The sequence below is a fragment of the Devosia polycyclovorans genome (genome assembly GCF_042181575.1).
GTDB lineage: Bacteria > Pseudomonadota > Alphaproteobacteria > Rhizobiales > Devosiaceae > Devosia > Devosia polycyclovorans.
On record NZ_CP170082.1, the window covers coordinates 3141019 to 3163982 of the forward strand.

17 protein-coding genes are annotated in these 22964 nt (G+C 61.3%); 9 read left to right on the forward strand and 8 right to left on the reverse strand.

The window, feature by feature from the left end; all coding sequences use genetic code 11:
- Positions 1-58: 58 nt before the first annotated feature.
- Genes ACE4RL_RS15700 through ACE4RL_RS15710 form a run of 3 tightly spaced genes read left to right on the forward strand, consistent with a single transcriptional unit; the run spans position 59 to position 2935 of the window.
- Complete coding sequence (locus ACE4RL_RS15700) at positions 59-2320, forward strand: heavy metal translocating P-type ATPase (protein ID WP_375598043.1); 2262 nt, start codon at positions 59-61, stop codon at positions 2318-2320.
- Positions 2317-2733, forward strand: coding sequence for a Cu(I)-responsive transcriptional regulator (gene cueR / locus ACE4RL_RS15705; RefSeq protein WP_375598044.1), 417 nt, complete (start codon positions 2317-2319; stop codon positions 2731-2733). Before ACE4RL_RS15700 ends, cueR begins: the two co-directional genes overlap by 4 nt.
- Position 2734: 1 nt before the next feature.
- Positions 2735-2935, forward strand: coding sequence for a heavy-metal-associated domain-containing protein (locus ACE4RL_RS15710; RefSeq protein WP_375598045.1), 201 nt, complete (start codon positions 2735-2737; stop codon positions 2933-2935).
- 287 nt (positions 2936-3222) lie between these two features.
- On the opposite strand, the gene ACE4RL_RS15715 is transcribed toward ACE4RL_RS15710, so the two are convergent.
- The 3 genes from ACE4RL_RS15715 to ACE4RL_RS15725 all read right to left on the reverse strand — a co-directional run bounded on the left by ACE4RL_RS15715 (position 3223) and on the right by ACE4RL_RS15725 (position 6792).
- Positions 3223-4164 carry a substrate-binding domain-containing protein gene (locus tag ACE4RL_RS15715; RefSeq protein ID WP_375600299.1) on the reverse strand — a complete coding sequence of 314 codons (942 nt, stop codon included), beginning with the start codon at positions 4162-4164 and terminating at the stop codon, positions 3223-3225.
- Positions 4165-4241: 77 nt separating this feature from the next.
- A complete protein-coding gene (locus ACE4RL_RS15720) occupies positions 4242-5270 on the reverse strand; it encodes an ABC transporter permease (protein ID WP_375598046.1) in 1029 nt (342 codons plus the stop codon).
- Positions 5251-6792, reverse strand: coding sequence for a sugar ABC transporter ATP-binding protein (locus tag ACE4RL_RS15725; protein ID WP_375598047.1), 1542 nt, complete (start codon positions 6790-6792; stop codon positions 5251-5253). Before ACE4RL_RS15725 ends, ACE4RL_RS15720 begins: the two co-directional genes overlap by 20 nt.
- Positions 6793-7001: 209 nt before the next feature.
- On the opposite strand from ACE4RL_RS15725, the gene ACE4RL_RS15730 reads away from it, so the two are divergent.
- Positions 7002-8024 carry a LacI family DNA-binding transcriptional regulator gene (locus tag ACE4RL_RS15730; protein ID WP_375598048.1) on the forward strand — a complete coding sequence of 341 codons (1023 nt, stop codon included), beginning with the start codon at positions 7002-7004 and terminating at the stop codon, positions 8022-8024.
- Between the two features lie 3 nt (positions 8025-8027).
- On the opposite strand, the gene ACE4RL_RS15735 is transcribed toward ACE4RL_RS15730, so the two are convergent.
- Positions 8028-9050, reverse strand: a complete 1023-nt coding sequence (locus ACE4RL_RS15735) for a LacI family transcriptional regulator (protein WP_375598049.1) — start codon at positions 9048-9050, stop codon at positions 8028-8030.
- A 281-nt stretch (positions 9051-9331) separates the two neighbouring features.
- Between ACE4RL_RS15735 and ACE4RL_RS15740 the strand changes: the two genes are divergently transcribed.
- The 5 genes from ACE4RL_RS15740 to ACE4RL_RS15760 all read left to right on the forward strand — a co-directional run bounded on the left by ACE4RL_RS15740 (position 9332) and on the right by ACE4RL_RS15760 (position 16733).
- Complete coding sequence (locus ACE4RL_RS15740; protein ID WP_375598050.1) at positions 9332-10648, forward strand: extracellular solute-binding protein; 1317 nt, start codon at positions 9332-9334, stop codon at positions 10646-10648.
- Positions 10649-10769: 121 nt separating this feature from the next.
- On the forward strand, positions 10770-11660 hold the full coding sequence (locus ACE4RL_RS15745) for a carbohydrate ABC transporter permease (RefSeq protein ID WP_375598051.1): 891 nt from the start codon (positions 10770-10772) through the stop codon (positions 11658-11660).
- On the forward strand, positions 11661-12473 hold the full coding sequence (locus ACE4RL_RS15750; protein WP_375598052.1) for a carbohydrate ABC transporter permease: 813 nt from the start codon (positions 11661-11663) through the stop codon (positions 12471-12473).
- Complete coding sequence (locus tag ACE4RL_RS15755) at positions 12470-15667, forward strand: alpha-mannosidase (RefSeq protein ID WP_375598053.1); 3198 nt, start codon at positions 12470-12472, stop codon at positions 15665-15667. The genes ACE4RL_RS15750 and ACE4RL_RS15755 overlap by 4 nt, the downstream gene beginning before the upstream one ends.
- A gap of 10 nt (positions 15668-15677) precedes the next feature.
- Entirely contained in the window at positions 15678-16733 is a 1056-nt protein-coding gene (locus tag ACE4RL_RS15760) for an ABC transporter ATP-binding protein (protein ID WP_375598054.1), read from the forward strand.
- Between the two features lie 24 nt (positions 16734-16757).
- Here the strand turns inward: ACE4RL_RS15760 and ACE4RL_RS15765 are convergent, their stop codons facing one another.
- The 4 genes from ACE4RL_RS15765 to ACE4RL_RS15780 form a co-directional block, all read right to left on the reverse strand.
- Positions 16758-18422, reverse strand: a complete 1665-nt coding sequence (locus ACE4RL_RS15765) for an ABC transporter ATP-binding protein (RefSeq protein ID WP_375598055.1) — start codon at positions 18420-18422, stop codon at positions 16758-16760.
- 10 nt (positions 18423-18432) lie between these two features.
- Positions 18433-19626: an ABC transporter permease gene (locus ACE4RL_RS15770; RefSeq protein WP_375598056.1), complete on the reverse strand. Its 1194-nt coding sequence runs from the start codon at positions 19624-19626 to the stop codon at positions 18433-18435.
- Entirely contained in the window at positions 19623-20633 is a 1011-nt protein-coding gene (locus ACE4RL_RS15775; RefSeq protein ID WP_375598057.1) for an ABC transporter permease, read from the reverse strand. Before ACE4RL_RS15775 ends, ACE4RL_RS15770 begins: the two co-directional genes overlap by 4 nt.
- 186 nt (positions 20634-20819) lie before the next feature.
- Entirely contained in the window at positions 20820-22916 is a 2097-nt protein-coding gene (locus tag ACE4RL_RS15780; RefSeq protein WP_375600300.1) for an ABC transporter substrate-binding protein, read from the reverse strand.
- Between the last annotated feature and the right edge of the window lie 48 nt (positions 22917-22964).

Genomic DNA, 22964 nt, shown 5'->3' on the forward strand with positions numbered 1-22964 from the left:
CGCCCTTGACCTTACCATGATGGGAAGGTCTATATGGATGTGGACGAGGTGAAAGACCATGAACGAACACGTCCATCACAACGATAAATCCGCAGCCGTTTCGATCGACATCGAGGGCATGACCTGCGCGTCCTGCGTCAATCGCGTCGAAAAGGCCTTGCTCAAGGTGCCAGGCGTGGAAACGGCCGCCGTCAATCTGGCGACGGAACGCGCCACCATTTCCGGCGGCGAGGTCGATGCGCTGCTCAAGGCGGTCGAGAAGGTCGGCTACAAGGCCAGCCTGCGCCAGCCCGATGCACCGGCGCATGACCATATGCACCATCACGATGAAGATGCCGCCATCCTCAAGCGCGACGTCATCATTGCCGCCATCCCGACCCTGCCGCTGTTCCTGATCGAGATGATCGGCCATCTCCACATGCCTTTCCACATGTGGGTGATGTCGATCGTCCCGACCCAGACGCTTTGGGTCGCCTATTTCGCACTGGCCAGCTTTGTGCTGTTCGTACCGGGCCTGCGTTTCTTCAAAATCGGCTTCCCGGCGCTTTTCCGCGGCGCACCGGAGATGAACTCTTTGGTGGCGCTGGGGGCCGGAGCCGCTTGGCTCTATTCCAGCGTGGTGACCTTCGTGCCGCAATTGGTGCCGGCTGAAACCCGCTATGTGTATTTCGAGGCGGCCGCGGTTATCGTCACATTGATCCTGGTTGGACGCTGGCTGGAAGCCATCGCCAAGGGCCGCACCGGAGAGGCGATCAGCCAGTTGGTGCAGCAACAGGCCAAAACCGCGCGGATCGAACGCGATGGCAAGACTGTCGAAGTACCCGTCGAAGAAGTTCGGGTCGGGGACATCATCGTGGTACGTCCGGGCGAGAAGATTGCCGTGGACGGTGAGATCGTCGAGGGCGAAAGCCATATCGATGAATCGATGATCTCGGGAGAACCCCTGCCCGTCTCCAAGACCGTGGGTGCAAGCGTCGTCGGCGGTACACTCAACACGTCGGGCAGCTTCAACTTCCGTGCCACCAAGGTGGGGGCCGACACCCTGCTGGCCCATATCATCCGCATGGTCGAGGATGCGCAGGCCGGTAAGCTGCCGATCCAGGCTATTGTCGACCGCATCACCTCGGTCTTCGTACCGATCGTGATCGCTCTTGCCATCCTCACCGCAATCGTCTGGTTCTGGCTCGGACCCGACCCCGCGCTGACCTATGCGCTGGTCAATGCGGTCGCAGTGTTGATCATCGCTTGCCCCTGCGCCATGGGCCTGGCGACCCCCATGTCGATCATGGTGGGCACGGGCCGTGCCGCCCAGCTCGGCGTGCTGTTCCGCAAGGGCGAAGCCTTGCAGCAGCTTCGCGATGCCGGTGTGGTCGCCTTCGACAAGACCGGCACGCTGACCGAAGGCAAGCCTGCGCTGACCGATCTCATTCTTGACGACGATTTCGAGCATGACGAGGTGCTGGCGCTAGTCGCTGCCGTGGAGAGCCGGTCCGAGCATCCCATTGCCACGGCCATTGTCGCGGCGGCCGAAAAGGCAGGCCTCACCCTTGGCGCGGTCACCGAATTCAGCTCGAATTCGGGTACCGGCGTCACCGCGAGGGTCGATGGACGGCTGGTTGCGGTGGGTTCGCAGCGCCATGTGAGCCATCTGGATTTCTCTGATTTCTCGGAGGCCATCGACAGGCTCGCTGCAGAAGGCAAGACGCCGGTATTCGCCGCGATCGATGACAAGCTGGCTGCCGCGATCGTCGTGGCCGACACAATCAAGCCGACCAGCAAGTCGGTCATCGACGCCTTGCACGGCATGGGTCTGAAAACCGCGATGATCTCGGGCGATAACCGTCGGACGGCCGAGGCCATTGCCTCCCAGCTCGGCATTGACGAGGTGCGGGCCGAAGTGCTGCCCGCCGACAAGGTGGAGGCCATCAAGTCGCTGCGGCAAGGCAATCGGGTTGTCGCCTATGTCGGGGACGGTATCAACGATGCCCCGGCCCTGGCCGAAGCCGATATCGGCATCGCCGTCGGCTCGGGCACGGATGCGGCCATTGAAAGCGCGGATGTGGTACTGCTGGGCGGTGACCTCAAAGGCGTGCTCAATGCGCTGACCGTCAGCCGGGCGACGCTGCGCAATATCTGGGAAAACCTGTTTTGGGCTTTCGGCTACAACGCCGTTCTGATCCCGGTGGCCGCCGGCGTGCTCTACCCTGCTTTCGGTATCCTGCTCTCGCCCATGATCGGGGCCGGCGCCATGGCCCTGAGCTCGGTCTTCGTTGTCGGCAATGCGCAACGCTTGCGGGGCATCAAAGGAGGGACGTCATGAATATCGGACAAGCCGCAGACCAGTCAGGCGTCTCGGCCAAGATGATCCGCTATTACGAACAGATCGGCCTCATCTCCCCGCCTTCGCGGACCGACAGCAATTACCGGGTCTACGGGGCCGAAGAGGTGCATGTGCTGCGCTTCATCAAGCGGGCACGAACCCTGGGCTTCTCGGTTGAGGAAACGTCGGTCCTGCTCGGTCTCTGGCAGGACCGGAGCCGGGCCAGTGCCGAAGTACGGGAGATTGCCAGTACCCATATTGGGGCGCTCGAAACCAAGATTGCCGAGTTGCAGGGCATGGTGAAGACGCTCCGTCATCTCGTGCATTGCTGCGCCGGCGACAATCGGCCCGATTGCCCCATTCTCGACGATCTGGCCGGCACACCGGCCGAACAGACATCCAAAGGACACTGAAATGGCTGAGAAAACCACCCTGACGGTCAACGACATGACCTGCAACCATTGCGTTGGCGCGATACGCGGCGCCCTCGAGGAGGCCCTGCCGGGCACGCAGGTCGATATCAACCTGGCAGCGCATAAGGTCAGTTTCACGGGCGACAAGGCCAAGGGCGAAGAGGCAATCCGCGAGGCAGGCTATACGCCAGAAGCGGCGTGATTGGTGAGCTCCAGCGGCGCCAAAGAATAGGCCGGCGCCGCCCAGAGCCCGGCCCAATAATGCGTCAGCAGCGCTGTCGTTCCCGCGGCAAGACCATCAAAGGGAAACTTTTCCGCAGCTTCGAAACTGGTGAGCCCCCGCGACGCCAAGGAAGGCGGGCACCGCCCGGAACTCGGGTGGAAAAATACCGGGATTCCCGTGTCATCCTGACGACGCGCGAATGCCTTGAAATCAAACGAAAAAGGGGCGCCATGGGCGCCCCTCAAATGGTTGTCGGTTTCGTTGGCTCAGAACGGGCTGTCCGGGAAGTAGAACTGCTCAGCGTTCTCCTGGGTCACCAGCGGCGCACCCAGAATGTATTCGCCCTGCACCGGACCATTGGAAGTGAAGTTGGCAACGGTCACGTCCATGGCCGTGGCGATCATGGCAGGCGGATAGAGCACATCGACCGGGATCAGGGTGTCGCCATCCATGATGCCCTTGATGACGTCCTTCATGCCAGCGCCACCGACGATGAACATCTCGTCTTCACGACCGGCCTGACGCACGGCTTCCACCACACCCATGGCAATGTCGTCGTCCTGCGCCCAGACGCCGTCGATATCGGGGAAGCGCGACAGGAAGTCCTGCATCACTTCAAAGCCATCGTCGCGGTTCCAGTTGGCAAACTCATCGTCGAGCACATTGATGCCCGAGCCCTCGATACCGGCCATGAAGGCGTCAAAACGTTCGGTGTCGATCACCGTCGGGATACCGCGCAGGATCACGATGTTATCCCCGTCACCGAGACGGGTCTTGAAGTACTCGGCAGAAACCGAACCCAGCTCGGTGTTGTTGCCGGCAACGTAGACGTCCTGGATCGAGCTATCGGGCAGGCCGCGGTCAACGACGGTGATGAATGCACCGGCTTCCTTGGCCTGGCGAACCGGCTCGACCAGCGGGTCGGATTCGAAGGGCAGGACGACAAGCGCGTCGATCTGCTGCACCGAGATCAGGTCTTCGATATCGCTGGCCTGGTCGCCGGGGCTGTCGGCAGTCACGATGGTGATGTCGATATTGCTATGCGCAGCTTCGAGACGCTTCTCGGCTTCCTGGGCGTGCCAGTTCAGGCCGCCGGCCCAGCCGTGGGTTGCGGCTGGAATGGAGACACCGATCCGGATCTGATCCTGTGCCACCGCTGCGCCGGCCAGAGCGGTCGTTGCCGCCAGAGCCAGGGTCAATGCCTTCATAGACATGGGTAGTCCTCCCTTAATGTGTGGCGCCACGCGCCGGTTATGCCCGCCCCGAAAGGGCTGGGAATTCAAGGTTACTCGGCCTTCTTGGCCCGGCGGCCGGTGCGGAACGAGCCGCGCTGGAGATAGACGGCCGCTACGATGATCACGCCCTGCACTGCCCCGTTGAGGTAGTTCGAGATGATATCGGTGAGATTGAGAATATTGCCGATCGCCGTCAGGATCAGCGCGCCGATCACCGTGCCGCCAATGCGGCCAAAGCCGCCCTTGAGCATGGTGCCGCCAATGATCACCGCGGCAATCGCCTCGAGTTCCCAGAGCACACCGGTCGCCGAGGAAGCCGAGCCGAGACGCGGCACATAGATGATGGTGGCGAGCGAGACGCACAGGCCCTGCAGGATATAGGTCCAAGTGCGGACGCGATCGACCTTGATGGCGGAATAGCGCGCCACTTGCTCGTTGGAGCCGATGGCCATGCAGTAGCGCCCAAAGGCCGTGCGGTTCATCAGCACCCAGCCGATCACGGCAACGATGATGAACACCCAGACCGGATAGGGCAGCCCCAGGAAGCTGTCATAATAGACCGGCCGATAGATCTCGCGCGCACCGCGATTGAGCGAGAGCGTGCCGCCATCGGCAAAATAGGTGATCAGCGAGCGATAAATGCCCATCGTGCCCAGGGTCACGATAAAGGCTTCGATCTTGCCTTTGGTGGTCAGAAAGCCGTTGATGAAGCCAGCGCCGATCCCCAGGATCAGCGAACAGCCTATGCCCAGCAGCACCGTCCAGATCGAGGCGCCCATGCTGTCGACGGCGGCATTCATGATGATGATCATCATGCCGGCAATGAAGGCGGCCATGGAGCCAACCGAGAGGTCGATGCCACCCGCGGTAATGACGAAGGTCGCGCCGACCGCGATAATGCCGATAAAGGCGGAGCGGGTGAGCAGGTTGGTGACGTTGCCTTCCCCGAGGAAAAGCGGGTTGAGGCTATAGCCCAGGATGATCAGCAGGATCAGCGCCAGCAGCGGTCCTGCGGTCTTGAGATCGAGCCGGAAGCCCTTATGCGGTTTGCTTGCCGTATCAGGCACTGAGACGCTCATTTTCCCCACCCTGCTTGATGCCGGCCGCGTAACGCATGATCTCGGCTTCGGTTATTTCTGCGCCTTCCAGCACGCCGGCCATACGCCCCTGGCGCATGACGACAACACGATGGCTGAGGCCGATGACTTCCTGCATTTCCGAGGAGATCACGATGATCGCTTTCCCCTCGGCGGCCAGCGCCGCGATGATGTGATAGATTTGCTGCTTGGTGCCGACGTCGATGCCGCGCGTCGGTTCGTCCATGATGACGATCTCGGGATCGCTCTCCATGGTCTTGCCCAGCATCAGCTTTTGCTGATTGCCGCCAGAGAGCTTGCCGACCTGCACCGAAGGATCGCGGGCGCGGATATCGAAACGACGCACGGCCCGGTCCAGCGCCTCGGCCTCGCTTCGGCCATCGAGAAAGCCCATTTTCAGGTGCTTTTTCAGGGTCAGCAAAGTCAGGTTGGGCTGGAGGCCTGCATTGAGCAGAAGCCCCCGCCCCTTCCGGTCCTTGGTCATATAGGCCAGGCCCGCCGCAACGGATTTCGAAACGTCGGAATAGTCGGCGGGCGCCCCATTGACGGTGACCTCTCCGCCGGTCTTCGCGCTCAGCCCGGCAATAGCCTCGGCCACAGCGGTGCGCCCGGACCCGATCAGCCCGGCAAAGCCCAGGATTTCCCCGCGCCTCAAGTCAAACGAGATGTCCGATATGCCCGGCGCCGACAGCCCGCGCACCGAGAGCACGACTTCAGTGTCGACATCGGGCTCGCGCTTGGGCGGATAAAGATTGGACAGTTCGCGACCGACCATCATCTGGGCGATAGAATCGGGGGTGAGGTTCTCGGTGCCCACGGTGGCGATCAATTGGCCATCGCGCAGCACGGTGACACGATTGGCCAGTTCCATGATCTCATCGAGCTTGTGCGAGATGAAGATCACCGCCACGCCCTTTGCCGTCAGGCGTCGCACCTGTTCGAAGAGGGTACGGCTTTCGGCCACCGACAGCACGGCGGTCGGCTCATCCATGATGATGACGCGGGCATCGCGGCTGATCGCCTTGGCGATCTCGACCATCTGCTTGTCCGCCACCGACAAGGTGTTGATCCGCGCATCCGGATCGATCGGGACATGCAGGGTGTCCAGGATAGCCTTGGCCTGATCCCGCATCGCCTTGAGGTCGAGGAATGGCCCAGATTTCAGTTCGCGCCCGAGAAAGATCGAGTCCGCAACGGACAGATGCTCGGCCAACAGCAATTCCTGATGGATCACCACGATGCCCATGGCCGCCGCCTCGCCGTTGGGCGGCAGCACGACTTTCTGGCCGTCGTAGGTGATGGTGCCGGAGGTCGGCTGTTCAATGCCCGAAAGGATCTTGATCAGCGTGGATTTGCCAGCGCCGTTCTCACCGATAATGGCGTGAACTTCGCCGGGGCGGACATCGAAATCGATGCTGAACAGCACGGGGATTTCGCCGAAGGATTTCGAGATGCGGCTGGCCGACAGAATCGACGGCACATTTGCGTCTGGCGCTTCAGCCATATCGCGTCTCCTCCCCTGAACCCGGCACTGCTTGATGCGGTGATCATTTGGTTCTGATCGCTGATGTAAAGGTTTTCACGAACCGTGTAAAGGTTTACAGTGTTCGAATTCGGTTTATCGCCGGGAGGAGGCCGTAGCCAAAGCCGCGGCGTCTGCTAAAGGCGGAGTGCGCAAGGCTATCAGGCCACGCACGGAGGGCGGAGAGCCAAGTGCTGCAGCAAAAGCTGGCCACAATCGAAGATGTTGCCGCGATGGCGGGCGTATCCATCGCCACCGTCAGCCGCGCGATCAACGAGCCAACCAAGGTGGCCGATGCGACGCGCCGCAAGGTCACCGATGCGATTGCCCGCACCGGCTACACCACCAATGCCATGGCCCGCTCGCTGCGCATGCGCCGCAGCAACATGATCCTGATTCTTGCCCCCGATGTCGGTGACCCGAACTTCTCCAACATCCTGGTGGGCCTTGAGACCGAAGCCAGCAAGCGCGGCTATGGCCTGTTGATCGGCAACACCCAGAACGACCCCAGCCGGGAAACGGACTATCTGCGCTTTATCAGCTCCAACCAGGCCGACGGGCTGATCCTGTTCACGGGCCACCTGCCCTTCGGACTGGGCCAGTCACCAGCCGATGCGCGCCTGCCGCCCATGGTGGCGGTCAATGAACCGGTCCTCGGCGAAGACATTCCATTTGTCGGGGTCGACAATTTCGAAGGCGCGCGTGTCGCGGCGGAGCACCTGATCTCGCAGGGCCATCGCCGCATCGCCTTTGTCGGGCGAGCGCCCAATCGCGAGATCAACCGGCTGCGGGAGGACGGCTATCGGGCCGCCCTTGGCGGGGCCGGCATCAATATCGATCCGCGGCTTATCATCGATGGTGACGGCACCACGGAAAGCGGCCGCGCGGCCGCCGAGCTGATGTTCGTGCGCGATGCCCTGCCCACGGCATTCCTGTGCGTCAATGACGCGACCGCAATGGGCGTGATCATTGCCCTCAATGCCCGCCGCTACGACTTGCCCCGGCAATTCTCGGTGATGGGATTTGACGATATTTCGTTTGCCAGCTTCATCACCCCGTCGCTGACCACGATGAAGCAGCCCCGTCATCGCATGGGCGAGGCAGCAATGGAATTGCTGCTGACGCTGCTGGCCGGGGAGAAGCCGAAATCGCTCGAAGTGCTGCTGCGCGCCGAACTGATCCTGCGCAATTCGGTATCGCGACCGGCGGGTTGAACCTTAGTCGCTGCGCCATTGCGGCTGGGGTTCGGCCAAGGTCTGCAATTGCTCGACCGGCGCGCCATCAATGCGTAGACGCAGCAGCCGGGTCAGTTCCACGCCGGCGCCGACAATGTCCTCACGCACGCTGTCGATGTGCGGAAACATAGTGGGCAGAATACCCGAGGTCTGTTTGTAAACCAGGTGAACATCCTCGCCAATGGCAACCCCGGCCTCCATCAGGCCGCCCAGCAACGCAAGCGTCCGCATCTCGCTATCACAGATAACCCCGTCGGGCCTGCCCGGCGAGCGCGAGAGTTCTATGCCCCTGCTGCGCATCTCGGCCGGGGTCACGCCGACAGTCCGTTCGAGCAGAGTTGTCTCAATGCCATTGCGCGCCGCCGCCTTGTAAAAAGCGGTGACGATGTTTTGGTAGTTTGTTGTGCTGTCATCGCCAATCACCAGCAGCACCCGGTGGCAGCCCTTTCTGGCGAGGCGCTCCACGGCCGTTGCCGCAAAGACCTCGGAGTGGAAGTCGTGATAGGGGTGAGGCGTATAAAACTCCGTCCGACCGTGACTGACGAAGGGAAAGTCAGCATCGATCATCATCTGCACCCGCGGATCGCGCGGACCGGTATGGGTGATAATCACCCCGTCAGCCGTGCGGTTTTCCAGAATGTAGCGGATGGTGTCGGTGGAATGCCGGTCGAATTCCGGCGTCACATTCAGATGGTAGGGCGTTCCCTGGAGTGCCTGGCCGATGCCCTGAATCATCTGGCGCGCGAAGTCGATGGAGTCCTCTGCTCCGTCAAGCACCAGGGCCAGCACATTGGTCTTGCCAGTGCGCAGACGCACCCCCGCCCGGTCGGGCACATAGCCCAACGCTTCGGCGGCCGCCGCGACTTTGTCGCGTGTCTCTTGCTTGAGCGTCGTGCCGCCCCGCAGCGACAGTGACACGGTGGAAAGGCTGAGGCCGGTAGCCTCTGCGATGGTCTTGAGTGTAACGCGCCCCTTGGCCTGAAGCCCGGGCCTGTTCTTGGTCATGCAGCTACTATCCCCTGACAGCCTTCATAGCAGAGCGGCGGGCCTGTGTGTACCGGAGTTTGATGCAACGATGCAAACGATACAACCGCACCAAATCGCTGGAAGTTGCACCTTTAAATATCTGATTATTCTTCATTTTAAACGATTTCTCCGGAGAATTTTGACTTTCTACAGCTCCGCAATTGCAACGTTGCATTTCTTGTGATTAGCTGCGCTCATACGCCGGAAGAGGAGCCGGCGCCCGCCACAGGCGTGGCGGGCAACATCACAGGGAGGTGTGTATGCTTAAGAACGTTCTGCTGGGGAGTGTTGCTGCCCTTGCCATGACGAGCGCCCTTTCGGCCCCGGCACGGGCCGAAGTCTCGTTCATGTATGCCGAATGGATCGCCGCATTGGTCGAACCGGGCATTGAGGCCTTTGAGGCCGAGACCGGTGAAACGGTCAATGCCATCAAATTGCCGGGCCAGGGCTACGACCAGCGCATCGCGCTCGATCTTGCCGCCGGCACGGCAGCAGATGTCAACCTGATGGACAGTTTCATGGTGTCCGAGCTGGCCTCGGCCGGCTATCTGCATCCGCTCGATGAGCTGCTCGCCGGCTGGGATCAGTTCGAATATTACATGCCGGGTCTGCTCGAGGTCGCCTCCTATCAGGGGCAGGTCTATGCGCTGCCCACCGATACAGATGTGCGCATGCTCTGGTACGATGTGTCGAACTTCGAGAAGGCGGGCATCCCGACGCCGTGGGAACCCAAGACCTGGGACGATGTGCTTGATGCGGCCCAGAAGCTCAAGGATGCCGGGGTTCGCTATCCCTTCCAGCTTCCGGCCGGCACAAAACAGGCGGAAGCTGCCACCATGCAGGGCGTCTATATGGCACTGCTCGGTGCCGATGTTCCGGAGGATGATCGCAATCGCCTGCTTAATCGCGAGACGGGCCAGTGGATCGGGGACAGCCCTGCCCTACGCCGCACTTTCGATCTGTTCCACCAGGTTTATGTCGAGCGTGAGCTGAACACGGCCGAATTGAACTATGCCACCGATATTGGAGCGGCCGTGCGTGCGGCCCTGGCGGCGGACGAACTCGGCATCTTGGCCTCGGGCTCATGGGAAGATGCGTGCCTTTGGGACTGCAACAACCCGCCCAGCCGCGAGGAACGCGACGCTATGGTGGCCTGGACCCCCTGGCCGGGGTCGGGCGTGGAAGGCGCCAAGACCACGACGAATATATCGGGTGGCTGGACCATCGGGATCAACGCCAATGCAGCCGACAAGGACATGGCCTTCAAGCTGATCAGCGCCATCTTCGACGAAGGCAACTTCAAGGAGTGGACCTTGGCCAATCACCGCATGGCGGTTCGCACCGACATTTCGGAATCGCCCGAATACACAGCCGATCCATTCCTTGCCGAAGCCACCAAGCTGGCTGCCGATACCACCGGTCGCGACACCGTTCCGGGCTACCAGACCGTCTCGGCCCTGATCCAGCAGGCGACTGCCGATATTCTCGATGGCGTGCCGCCCGATCAAGTGGTGCAGGAATATCACGACGCCCTGGTCGACGAGTTCGGCGAGGAAAACGTGATTACCTACGAATAACCTGACCAACTGCCGGCGGCATCTCCTGTCCTCCAGATGTCGCCGGCCTTCTTTTCAGCCGTCCGCTGTTGCGTTCCGCCGAGGTCGCCGCGGGTGCAAGCAGCACAGCCAAGAGGCGTAGATGAAAAATCAGGCCAATCCCTGGCTCACGAGCAATTTGTGGGTTCTTGGGCTGGGCATGTTGCCCGCCATCCTGCTGATCGGCACCCTGCTCTATTTCACCGTCTGGGCCTTTGCCTTCAGCTTCACCGATCTGGCCCTGGTCGGCCGCAAGAGCGTGGAATGGAGCTGGGTGGGGCTTGAGAATTTCGAGCGCCTGTTCACCCGCCGGGGGTTCCTGGAGTCCTTGTGGACCACTGTCATCTTTGTGTTCTTCTCGGCCATTGTGGGCCAGTCGGTTCTGGGCTTCCTGCTCGCCGCCGCGTTGCGTGGCTCGCGCTCGATGCTGCGCAGCGTGGTGGAAGTCTGCATCATGCTGGGCTGGCTGCTGCCCGATATCGTGGCGGCATTTTTGTGGTCAGCGACGACAGCGCAAACGGGGCTGATCAATCAGCTCATAATCACGCCTCTCGGCCTGCCACCAGTCAATTTCATCAACGATTACGCCCTGCCGGTGGTCACCATTGCCAATATCTGGAAGGGTACGGCCTGGTCCTATCTTTTGTTCACGGCCGCCCTGGATTCAGTCAGCCGCGAAGTGGTGGAGGCTGCCAAGGTTGATGGCGCGACGCCGCTGCAGCGCATCTGGCTGGTGCAATTGCCAATCATCCGGCCGCATATCGCCACCAATATGCTGTTCATCACCATCTGGACCTTCACATATTTCCCGCTGATCTTCGCGATGACCGGTGGTGGTCCAGGCCGACAGACTGAGACGCTGGCCGTCTTCCTCTACAATCAGAGCTTTTCGCGCGGCAACCTGGGCTTTGGCTCGGCGATCTCGGTAGCGATGCTGGCGATTGTGGGCTTTCTGTCCCTATTCTACCTGCGCCTGCTGCGGGAGCCCAAGTAAATGGAATCCACCCAACCCTCCCGCCTCACTGCCATTGCACTGAGCTTCATGGCCGTGATCTGGGTCAGCCCGTTTTCCTGGCTCATCCTCAATGCCTTCAATCCGCTCTCCACGGGTCAGCTTGAAATCCCCAGGGTGGTGGGGCTCGACAATTTCGGGCTTGCCGTCAGCGGCAATGCCGGGCGCCAGTTCCTCAATTCGATGCTGATCGCAGCTGGCACCGCCACGCTCAGCGTCGTCGTCGGCATCTCGGCCGCATATCCGCTATCCCGGCTCAAGATTCCAGGTCGCAACGCGTTCCTCTGGACCCTCGTCCTTCTGCGCATGCTGCCGGCGGCGGGCGTTCTGGTGCCGCTCTATTTCGCGGCGCAGCGCACGGGTCTGCTCAACCAGCTTGGCGTCATCATTGCGCTGACCATCCTCAACCTGCCCTTCACCCTGCTGCTGCTCAAAAACTTCTTCGACACAGTGCCGATCGAACTTGAGGAAGCGGCCTATGTGGAGGGCGCCAGCCTTCTTCAGATTGTAACGCGCATCGTCTTGCCCATGTCGCGCGCCGGCATCGCAGTTGTTTGGTTCTTCAGCTTCACCGGGGCCTGGAATGAGTTCCTGCTGCCGTTGATCTTCGCGCGCGTGCAGGATGCCTTCCCCATGTCGGTGGGGCTCTACGCGGCCTTTGGCCAGCAAGGGGCCATCAACTACGGGTTCCTGACGGCCTTTTCCATCATCTACGCTGCGCCGGCGGTCGGCGTGTATTTCTTGTTACGGCGGAACATGAACACAGGGTTCGCCGGTGTCGGAGTTAAAGGATGACCTATTCCAATCCCCTCTCGTCCAGGCTGGGTTTGCTGGACGACGATCTGAAACAAGAGGGCAAGCTGCTGCGCCTATGCGCGGATCTGGAACAGAAAATCCGTACGCCGGTCGAGGACGTGCCGTTCCAGTGGCATGTGCAGCGCGCAGACAACGTCTCATCCGCGGACGCACTCAATGCCGATTGGCGGCAATGGGAGAAGTTCGGCCGCCACTCGGTCTGGGGCAAACACCAGGAGCATACCTGGTTCGCCGCCGAAATCACCGTGCCCGAAGCGGCGCGCGGCAAGGTCTTTGTTGCCCACTTTACCAGCCAGTGGCAGGACCGTCCCGGCTCGACCGACCCGCAATGCCTTGCCTATCTCGACGGCAAGATCGCCCAGGCGCTGGACGGCAACCACACCGAGCTGGTGATCGAGCGCGACGCCAAGCCGGGCAACAAGCATGTGTTGCTGGTCAATGCCTTTACCTTCTTCGACAGGCCCCTGGTCGGCTTCGAGGTGGATTTCTTCACCCGCAATGAGCGCGCCGAAAAGCTCTATTACGACCTGCAGACGCCGGTCGATGTCGCCGTTCTGCTGCAACAGAACGATCCGCGCCGCCACGCCATTCTCAACATCGTGCAGAGGGCGCTGCGGGCGTTGGACCGGCGCGACGGGGATACCGATGCGTTCGAAGCGGGCCTGCCCGAGGCCGAAAAGATCGCCCAGGAAATCTATGAGCTCGTCGACACCGAAGTGCAGCCGCAGATAACGGCTGTCGGCTCAACCCATCTCGATGTGGGCTGGCTCTGGCGGGTCATGCACACCCGCGACAAGACCGGCCGCAGCTTTGCCACGGTGCTCAACCTGATGGAGGAGTATCCGCAATTCGTCTTCATGTACAACCAGTCGGTGCTGTTCGACTTCCTCAAACGGGACTACCCGGAAATCTGGGACCGGATGATGGCGCGGATCAAGTCCGGCCAGTTCGAGATCGAAGGCGCCATGTGGGTGGAGCCGGACGTCAATATCGCCTCGGGCGAGAGCCTCGTCCGCCAGATCATGCGCGGCCGCCGGTTTCATCTCGAACATTTCGGCGTCGACCCCAAAACCGTGTGGCTGCCCGACACCTTCGGCTATTCGGCCAATCTGCCGCAGATCATGAACAAGTCGGGCCTGAAATATTTCGTCACGTCCAAGCTGAGCTGGAACGATACGGACCGTCATCCCTACGACACCTTCTTCTGGCGCGGCATTGACGGCACCACCACCAAGGCGCAGCTGATTACCGCCCAGAAATACGACAGCGAGCAGATATTCACGACCTATAATGGCGATCTCTCGGTCTCAGAGACCATGGGCGCCTGGAAGCGCTATGAGCCCAAGGCGGCCTATAACGAGGTCGTCATGTCCTATGGCTATGGCGATGGCGGCGGCGGCCCGACCCGCGCCATGATCGAGCGCGGCACGCGCCTTGAGCGTGGCATCCCCGGTGCACCCAAGGTCAAGCTCGAGGGCATCGTGCCTTTCCTCGACCGTCTGGGCAAAGCCATGGATGCGGAACCGGGCAGGTTCCCGGTTTGGAATGGCGAGCTATACCTGCAATATCACCGGGGCACACTGACCTCGGTGGCCAAGAACAAGGCCAATAACCGGAATTCGGAACGCCGCCTGCGCGAGCTGGAAATGCTCGGCGCCATCGCCCTGGTCACGGCTGGTCACGCCTATCCCAGCGAAACGCTGGCCGAGTTCTGGGAGCTGGTACTCATCAACCAGTTCCACGACATCCTGCCGGGCACGTCCATTCCAGAGGTCTATGTCGACAGCGACGCCGAATATGGCCGCATCTTCTCGACGCTGGATTCGGCCAATGGTCCCTGGCACGCCGCGGCGCAGGCGGCTACCAAGCCGGGCCCGGATCAACTTCGCCTGATCAATTTCACCAGCCAGACCCGTTCGGGCCTCGTCCATCTGGGCGCCGGGGTTTCCGACGACGCGGCGCTCGCGACAGCCTCAGGCACCCAGCCGGTGCAGAAGATCAACCGCGCCGATGGGTCGACCGACACGGTCGCTGCGGCCGCCGAGATGGCACCACTGGGCTGGACCGGCGCGCAGCTCGTTCCTGGTGGCGCCGCCACCGAGACCGAACTTTCTGTCTCGGCAAGCCATCTCGAGAATGCGCTAATCCGCGTCACCTTCGACAAGGCCGGCGAGATGACCTCCGTGTTCGACAAGACTCGCAATCGCGAGGCTCTCGCGCCCGGCGCCAGGGCCAACCGCCTCATCGCCTATGAAGACAAGCCGATGGAGTGGGATGCCTGGGACATCGATCGGTATTTCGAGGAGCAGTCCTGGCCTCTCGCCGACGCCAAGGCCGATATTTCGGTGGTCGAAACCGGTCCGCATCGTGCCGCCATTCGCATCGCCCGCGCCTATCAAAAATCGAAAATCGTGCAGGTCATCTCGCTGACGGCCGGCGAGCGGCAGGTCGAGTTTGACACTTTCATTGACTGGCAGGAGCGTGCGCAGGTCATCAAGGCACAGTTCGGTTTCGATCTCAACACCAGCGAAATCCGCTCCGAAATCGCCTTTGGGCATGTGACGCGCCCGACCCATCGCAACACCACCTGGGATCGTGCCCGTTTCGAGGCCTCGATGCATCGCTGGGTCGATATTTCGGAGGCCGATTTCGGCATCGCCCTGCTCAATGACAGCAAATATGCCTATGACTGCCACGAACAGTCGGTGCGTCTCACCCTGGTGCGCGGCTCCACGTTCCCCGATCCAAAGGCGGATTTAGGCGAGCATCGTATCCGCTATGCCATGCTCGTGCATGAGGGCGTCGCCGACCTCGCCGAGATTCCCCGCGCCGCCGAACGCTTCAACAATCCTGTCGCTGTGGTCGGTTCGCGCGCCATCGCGACGACACGGGCGAGCGAGTTCGGCGGCTTTAGTCTCGCCTCTGTGGATGCAGCCAATGTCACCATCGAGACGATCAAGAAAGCGGAGCAATCCGACGCTCTGGTGCTGCGCGTCTACGAACATGCCAATCGGCGCGCAGAGGCGACCATCGCCTTCGGCCTGCCGGTCAAGTCGGCCCGTATCGTCAATCTGATGGAAGAAGGTGAAACCGAGCCCTTGGACATCAAGGACAACAGCATCACGCTCAAGCTACGGCCGTTTGAAATCGCAACCCTGATGATCCAGACCTGAGGAGGCGCAAGTGTCTGACGTCACCCTGCGGGGCATCCGCAAGTCCTATGGCGCGCTGGAAGTGGTCCATGGCGTCGATCTCGACATCAAGTCGGGCGAATTCGTGGTGTTTGTCGGGCCTTCCGGCTGTGGCAAATCCACCTTGCTGCGCATGATCGCCGGGCTTGAACCGATCACGGGCGGCGAAATCAGCATTGGCGGGCGGGTGGTCAATGACGTCCCCTCCCCGCAACGCGGCATCGCCATGGTGTTCCAGTCTTATGCGCTCTATCCGCATATGAGTGTTTACGAGAACATGGCGTTTGGCCTCAAACTCGCCAAGACACCAAAGGCCGAAGTTGACCAGCGGGTGCGCGAGGCGGCCCGCATCCTGCAGATCGAACCTTATCTCGACCGCATGCCTAAGGCGCTCAGTGGTGGGCAGCGCCAGCGCGTTGCCATCGGGCGGGCAATCGTACGGGATCCCAAGGTATTCCTGTTCGACGAACCGCTTTCCAATCTGGATGCTTCTCTGCGCGCCCAGACCCGCGTCGAGATTGCCAAACTGCATGATACTCTCGATGCCACCATGATCTACGTGACCCACGATCAGGTCGAAGCCATGACCCTGGCTGACCGTATCGTGGTGCTCAATTCCGGGCGCATCGAGCAGGTGGGCACGCCGCTCGAGCTTTATCGCGAGCCGGTCAACACCTTCGTTGCCGGGTTCATCGCCAGTCAGCGCATGAACATCATTGACGTATCAGCGGCGGGAATTGGGCTGCAGCTACCGGGCGAGAAGACGCTCGCGATGTCGCATCCGCAGTTGTCACAGGCGCGAACCCTTGGGGTCAGGCCAGAGCATCTGGAACTCGCAGATGCAGGGACGGCCGATCTCAGCGGCAAGCTGGCGGTGATCGAACAATTCGGCGAATACGCGCTTGCCTATGTCGAACTGCCCGGCGGCGAGACCATCACCCTCAAGCTCGATGGGGCACCGGACCTGCAATTGCATGACACCATCCACATCAAGGTGCCGAACGGGGCGGTTCACCTGTTCGACGAATCCGGTCGGGCGCTGCGCTAAGCGCCCGAACCTGTGGCCACCGGTCTATGCCGCGATCTCGAAAGCGGCGCGGACCAGACGGCGGGTATAGTCGGTCGATGGATTGGTCAGCACCTCGCTCACCGGCCCCTGCTCCACGATCTTGCCGTGCTGCATGACCATGACACGATGGCAGAGCGCCCGCACAACTTTCAGGTCGTGACTGATGAACAGATAGCTCAGGCCCCTCTCGTCCTGCAGCTTGCGCAGCAGGTCGATGATCTGGGCTTGCACGGACAGGTCCAGCGCCGAGGTCGGCTCGTCGAGCAGGATGAATTCAGGCTCGAGCGCAATGGCGCGGGCAATGGCGATACGCTGCCGTTGACCGCCGGAAAACTCGTGCGGAAAGCGTTGCAGGATATTGTCGGGTAGTCCGGCATCACGCAGGGCCTGCCGGACACGATCAATGCGGTCGTTCCGGTTCTCGCCGATGCCGTTAACCACCAGCCCTTCCTCGATGATCTGGCGGATCGACATGCGCGGATTGAGGCTGGCAAAGGGGTCCTGGAAGACGATCTGCATGCGGCTGCGCAAGGGGCGCATGGCCTTGCGGTCACGGCCATCAATACGCTCCCCGTCGAACCAGATCTGGCCGCCCTGATTGCCGATCAATCGGATCAGGGCTTGCCCGAAGGTGGTCTTGCCCGAGCCACTCTCGCCCACAATGCCCAATGTCTCATGACGCATGAGCTTGATGTCGAGATTGTCGACGGCTTTCAGATCGAAGAAGTCGGGCTTGAAGAAGCCGCCGCGCTTGAGGGTGAAGGTGACTTTCACCTCCTTGCCCTCCAGCACCGTCTCGTGTTCTCCGTCCGCCAGCGGCAAGGCCGTGCCCTTGGGTTCCGAGGCGAGCAGGTGTTTGGTATAGGCGTGCTGCGGATTGGCAAAGAGCGCCTCGGTCTCGTTGTGCTCCTGCACCCGGCCGTTCTGCATCACATAGACATATTCGGAGAACTGCCGGACGATGGTCAGGTCATGGGTGATCAGGATCACCGCCATGCCGTATTTGTCCTTGAGGTCCTTGATCAGGTTGAGGATCTGGGCCTGGACCGTCACGTCGAGCGCCGTGGTCGGTTCGTCGGCGATCAGCACTTCGGGGCGGTTGGCGAGCGCCATGGCGATCATCACACGCTGGCGCTGCCCGCCCGATAGCTGGTGCGGGAACTGGTTGAGCCGCGCCCGCGGGTCTGGGATCTGCACCTCTTCGAGCAGCTTTTCGGCCCGGCTCATCGCCTCCTGGCGGGAGACACGATTGTGCAGGTGAATGATCTCGCAGATCTGCTGTCCGATGGTATAGACCGGGTTGAGCGAGCTCATCGGCTCCTGGAAGATCATGGCAATATCATTGCCGCGCAGCTTGCGCATTTCGCGGTCACCCATCTTGACCACGTCCTTGCCGGAAAGCGTAATCTGCGTTTGCGGCAGAATGGTCGCCCGCTTGGTCAGAAGCTTCATCAGCGTGCGCGCCGTCACCGACTTGCCCGAGCCGCTTTCACCCACCAGCGCAATGGTCTCCCCCTTGTGGAGCTGGAAAGAAACGTCGCGCACGGCGTTGACGGTGCCGCCCTCCACCTTGAAGTCGACACCCACATTGCGCGCGTTCAGGATCAGTTCGCGGCCATGCGTCCCCAGATCGTGACGTTCGGACGGAACCAGCTTGTTTTCGGTCATGGCTCTATCCTTAGTAGGGGTCGACGGCGTCGCGCAGGCCATCGCCCAGCGCGTTGAAGGCAAAGACGGTAATCAGCACGAAGATCACCGGCGAAAGGATCCAGGGATAGGAACCGATCACCGAGAAGGTGCCTGTGTCCTGCAGCATCAGGCCCCAGGAGATCAGCGGCGGCTTCACCGCAAAGCCCAGGAACCCCAGAAAGCTTTCGAGCAGGACGACCGTCGGAATGGCCAGCGTGACGGCCACGATGATGTGGCTGAGAACGTTCGGCAGGATGTGGCGCGTGATGATGCGGCCGTCCGATGCGCCCACGGCAATCGCGGCCCGCACATATTCGATGCGCGCCAGCGACAAGGTCTTGGAACGCACCTCGCGGCTCAACTGCGCCCAGCCCAGCACCGCCATGACGAAAATCACGAAGGTCAGGAACACATTGGATGGCGCCGTCACCGGGATCAGTGAGGTGAGTGCCAAATAGAGCGGCAATTGCGGGAATGCGAGCACGAACTCCACGAAGCGCTGCAGCCAGGCGTCGACAGCGCCGCCGATATAGCCCGATGTGATGCCGACCAGCGTTCCGACCACCGTGGTCATGGTGACCACGGCGAGAGCGATCATCAGGGAAATGCGCGAGCCGACAATGCCACGCGATAGAATATCGCGGCCGAATTTGTCGGTACCCAGCAGCTGGATCGGCCGCCCATCGGTCGAGCCAAAGAAGTGGATATTGGCCGGAATGATCCAGAGCAGGCGATACTCGTGGCCTTGCACGAAAAAGCCGGTCGGGGTGGGGTTGTCCTTTACGGCCCCGGTGAGCGGTTGAAAGGTAATCGGATCGAACTCGCCGGTATCGCCAATCGGATAGACATAAGGGATGAGGCTGAAATTGCCCTGGGGGTCCTCAAACGCGATCAGTTCCGGCGGCGCGAAGGGCAGATTGGGTTCCTTGGGATCCATGGGCGCGAAGAAATCGGCAAAGACCGAAACGACCAGCAGCATGACCACCAGCACAAGGCCGATCATGCCCATGGTCGAGCGGCGGAAGCGGCGCCAGACCAGGGTGGCATAGGTTTCGTTGCCAGCGCTGTGACGCGACACCGTGGGGGGCACGTCGGCCTCTTCGGCAGGCGTCGTTGCCGGACCGGCGCCGATATCGGTCGGAAGCGGGATGGCGGAATGGGTATCCTTGTCGGAGCGGGTCATTCGGCATTCCCTCCCAGGCGCACGCGCGGATCGAGGGCGACGAGCAACAAGTCGGCGATGATGTTGCCGATGATCAGCGTGGTGGCGAGCACCAGCATGAAGGTGGCAGTGACGTAGACATCGCCAACCCCCATGGAGCCAACAATGGCCGGACCGACCGTGGCGAGGCCAAAGACGATGGCCACCTCGATTTCACCGGTCAGCATGTAGGGCAGGACGACGCCCTGATAGGCCACCAGCGGATGCAGCGCGTTGGGCACGGCGTGCTTCATGATCACGGCGCCCTCGGGCAGCCCCTTGGCCCGCGCGGTCTCGACATATTGGGAATTGAGCACATCGAGCAAATTGGCGCGCATGACACGCATATTGTAGGCGAGCCCGCCAAAGGTGGCGATGAAGATCACCGGCCAGATATGGGCCAAAAGGTCGACGAAACGTCCCCAGCCCCAGGGCTGTCCGCCCCAATAGGCGGAGTTGAAACTGCCGATTTCGTTCACCCCCAATCGGAACACCAGGATGTAGAGAATGATGATGGCCAGCAGGAAGCGGGGAATGGTCATGCCCAGGAACGAGATCACGCCCAGCAGCGTATCGGCCCAGGAATACTGGCGGGTGGCGGCGATGATGCCTAGGCCGATGCCCAGGAAAGACGCCAGGATATGACAGGTCAGCGCCAGCATGATCGTGGCCGGCAGGCGCTCGGTCACCACCTGCCCGACGGGCTTGTTGTAGTAGAGCGAATGGCCGAAATCGAAGCGGGTGACGATGCCGGTGATCCAGCGGAAATATTGCACGACCAGCGGATCGTTGAGGCCATTGGCTTCGCGATAGGCTTCCGCCTGAATTTCGGCCTGCTCAGCGGGGACGCCGCCCTGGTTCATCAGCATGGAGCGGATGTAGTCGCCATAGTCGCCGGGAGGCGCCTGGATGATGGCGAAGGTCACGACGCTGAGCAGGAACAGCAACGGGATCGCGCCGAGAATGCGAATTACGAGAAAACGAAGCATTTAGAGGCCTCTGCGACACTGTTGAACGGGGCTGCCGTTCACCCCAGCCCTCTGCCGTTCAGTGCGAGGGGGCCAATCGTGGTCGTGGCACGATCCAGCCAAGGATATTGAACCGATACCCGGACACCTGCGGGGTGAGGTGCGGGCGATGCCGGCGGAACCCAGGGTCCCGCCGGCGGCTAGACGTTACATCGGGCCGTCGCTGCCCGGTTCGCCCGGAAGCGTTTCGGGATGCAGTTCGTAGCTGGCCTGCTTGTCCTCGGGCACATAGACCCGCTCGCGGATGATGTTGTCTTCAGCCCAGTTGAACATGAAGATCGGGGCACCAGCCGGGATATTGGCGAAGCGCTTGTTGATGATCAGCGCACCCGGGTACTGGGTCAGGCCCACCGAGTAGACGTTCTCGGTGAAGATCTGCTGATACTGCTTCATCAACTCGGCCCGTTCGGCATTATCGCTGGTGGCGATGAACGCGTTCACGGTGTCGACGAGTTCCTGTTCGAATGGGAGCAGGTCAAGCGTTCCGTCTGTGCCAGCGCGGTGGAACGGATGGGTGCGCGGCCCAGTGGGAGCAAGCGCCGATGTACCCTGCACAACCGACACCATTTCAGCGCCCTGGCGTTCCACGTTCCAGTCGAACTGGCCGGCCTGGGCCATGTCGTCACGGGCCGTGCCCTGCTGGAAGTTGGCGATGACGCGCAGACCAAGCGGCTCCATCATTGCAATCACGCCTTCGGCGAGATTGGTGTCGGTGCCATAATCGGTATTGGCCAGCAGGGTGATCTCCACATCGGCGCCATTGGCGGTGCCTTCAGGGAAGTTGCGGATGCCATTGCCATCGGTATCCTCAAGTCCCAGGCCGTCGAGCAATTCGTTCGCAGCCTCAAGATTATACGGATAATAGACGGTGGAATCCTTGTCGTAATAGGTCGTGCCTGCATAAAGGCCGCCGGGATAGATGGCGGTGAACGGGCCACGCACCAGCGATTCACCCAGCCGCTGGCGATCGACTGCCATGGTCACGGCTTTGCGGAAATCGAGATCGCGGTTGAGTTCACGCACAGCCTGGGCGCGTGCGTCTGGCTCACCCCAGCCATTGCCGGAGAGGTTCATGCGCAGAGCATAGCCGATGGTGCGGGCGCCAAACTGCAGGCGGGCCGGAGCGTCATCCTCAGCGGAGCGACGCAGGGCTTCGACATAACTTTCGGCCTGTTCAAGGTTGGAGAAGTCACCCGAACCGGCAACAGCCTGAACGTCACGATCAGCCCAGGTCGAGAGGCGATAGTGCATCTCGTTGAGATAGGGGAGCTGATTGCCCTGTTCGTCGACCTTCCAATAGTAGGGATTGCGACGCATGACGATGATGTCGTCAGGACGATATTCGACCGGCACCCAGGCACCCATCACCGGAATGTTGAGATATTCGGGCGGGAAGGCGTTCTTGTACTCATCGTAAGTGTTGTCCGAATAGTTCGGATGCTCAGGCTTGAGGATGTGGCTCGGCCCCGGACAGAACGTGCCATAGGCCATGGCATAGAGGTACTGGGTGGGGAACGCCTCCTTGAAGGTCCACTTGATCGTGTAGGGATCGAGCGCTTCGAGCGTGGTGCCCTGACCGAAGGTTTCCGGCGTGCCGCCGTTGAGCGGCGAAACGTTCTGGTCGAGAACATTGTCTTCCCAGTAGAACATCACGTCATCGGCATCGAACGGGTCGCCGTCGGACCATTTTGCACCCTCGATCAGGTGCATGGTCAGTTCCTTGCCATCCTCTGACCATTCCCAGCTCTTGGCCAGGTTGGGCATGGGCTCGAGTTCATCGGCCTTGATGGTGAAAAGCGGGCCAGTGCGCGTCAGACATTCGGAAAGCCCGATGTCGATACCGCCCCAACCCTGGCTTTGACCGCCAATATAGTTCCAGCCCTCTGGCCGTCCGCCGATGACGTGGCGCATGGTGTCGCCATAGACCCCGATACCGTCCGGCATATTGGCGGCCTTGTAGACCATAGGCTCTTTGGGCAAACGCTCACCGACCGGGGGCAAGGTGCCGGCGTCGACATATTTCGATGTCACCCAGTCGGGCTCGTTATATTCCGGCAAAGCCTTGTATTCGAGGATATCAGACACGCTGACAAAAACCGGCTCGCTCTGCGCCGAAAATTCGGGGGGATCGGGCAATTCGCCCGTCAATTCCTGCGCCGGCAGTGCCAACATCGACACGGACAGCAAAAGTCCTGCCCCGCCAAGGGCATAGATATGCTTTTTCAATAGAACCTCCCATCGCATACGGGGCAAAGAGCGGTCTCGCCCGGGCCGGATACTCCTCTTCCGACC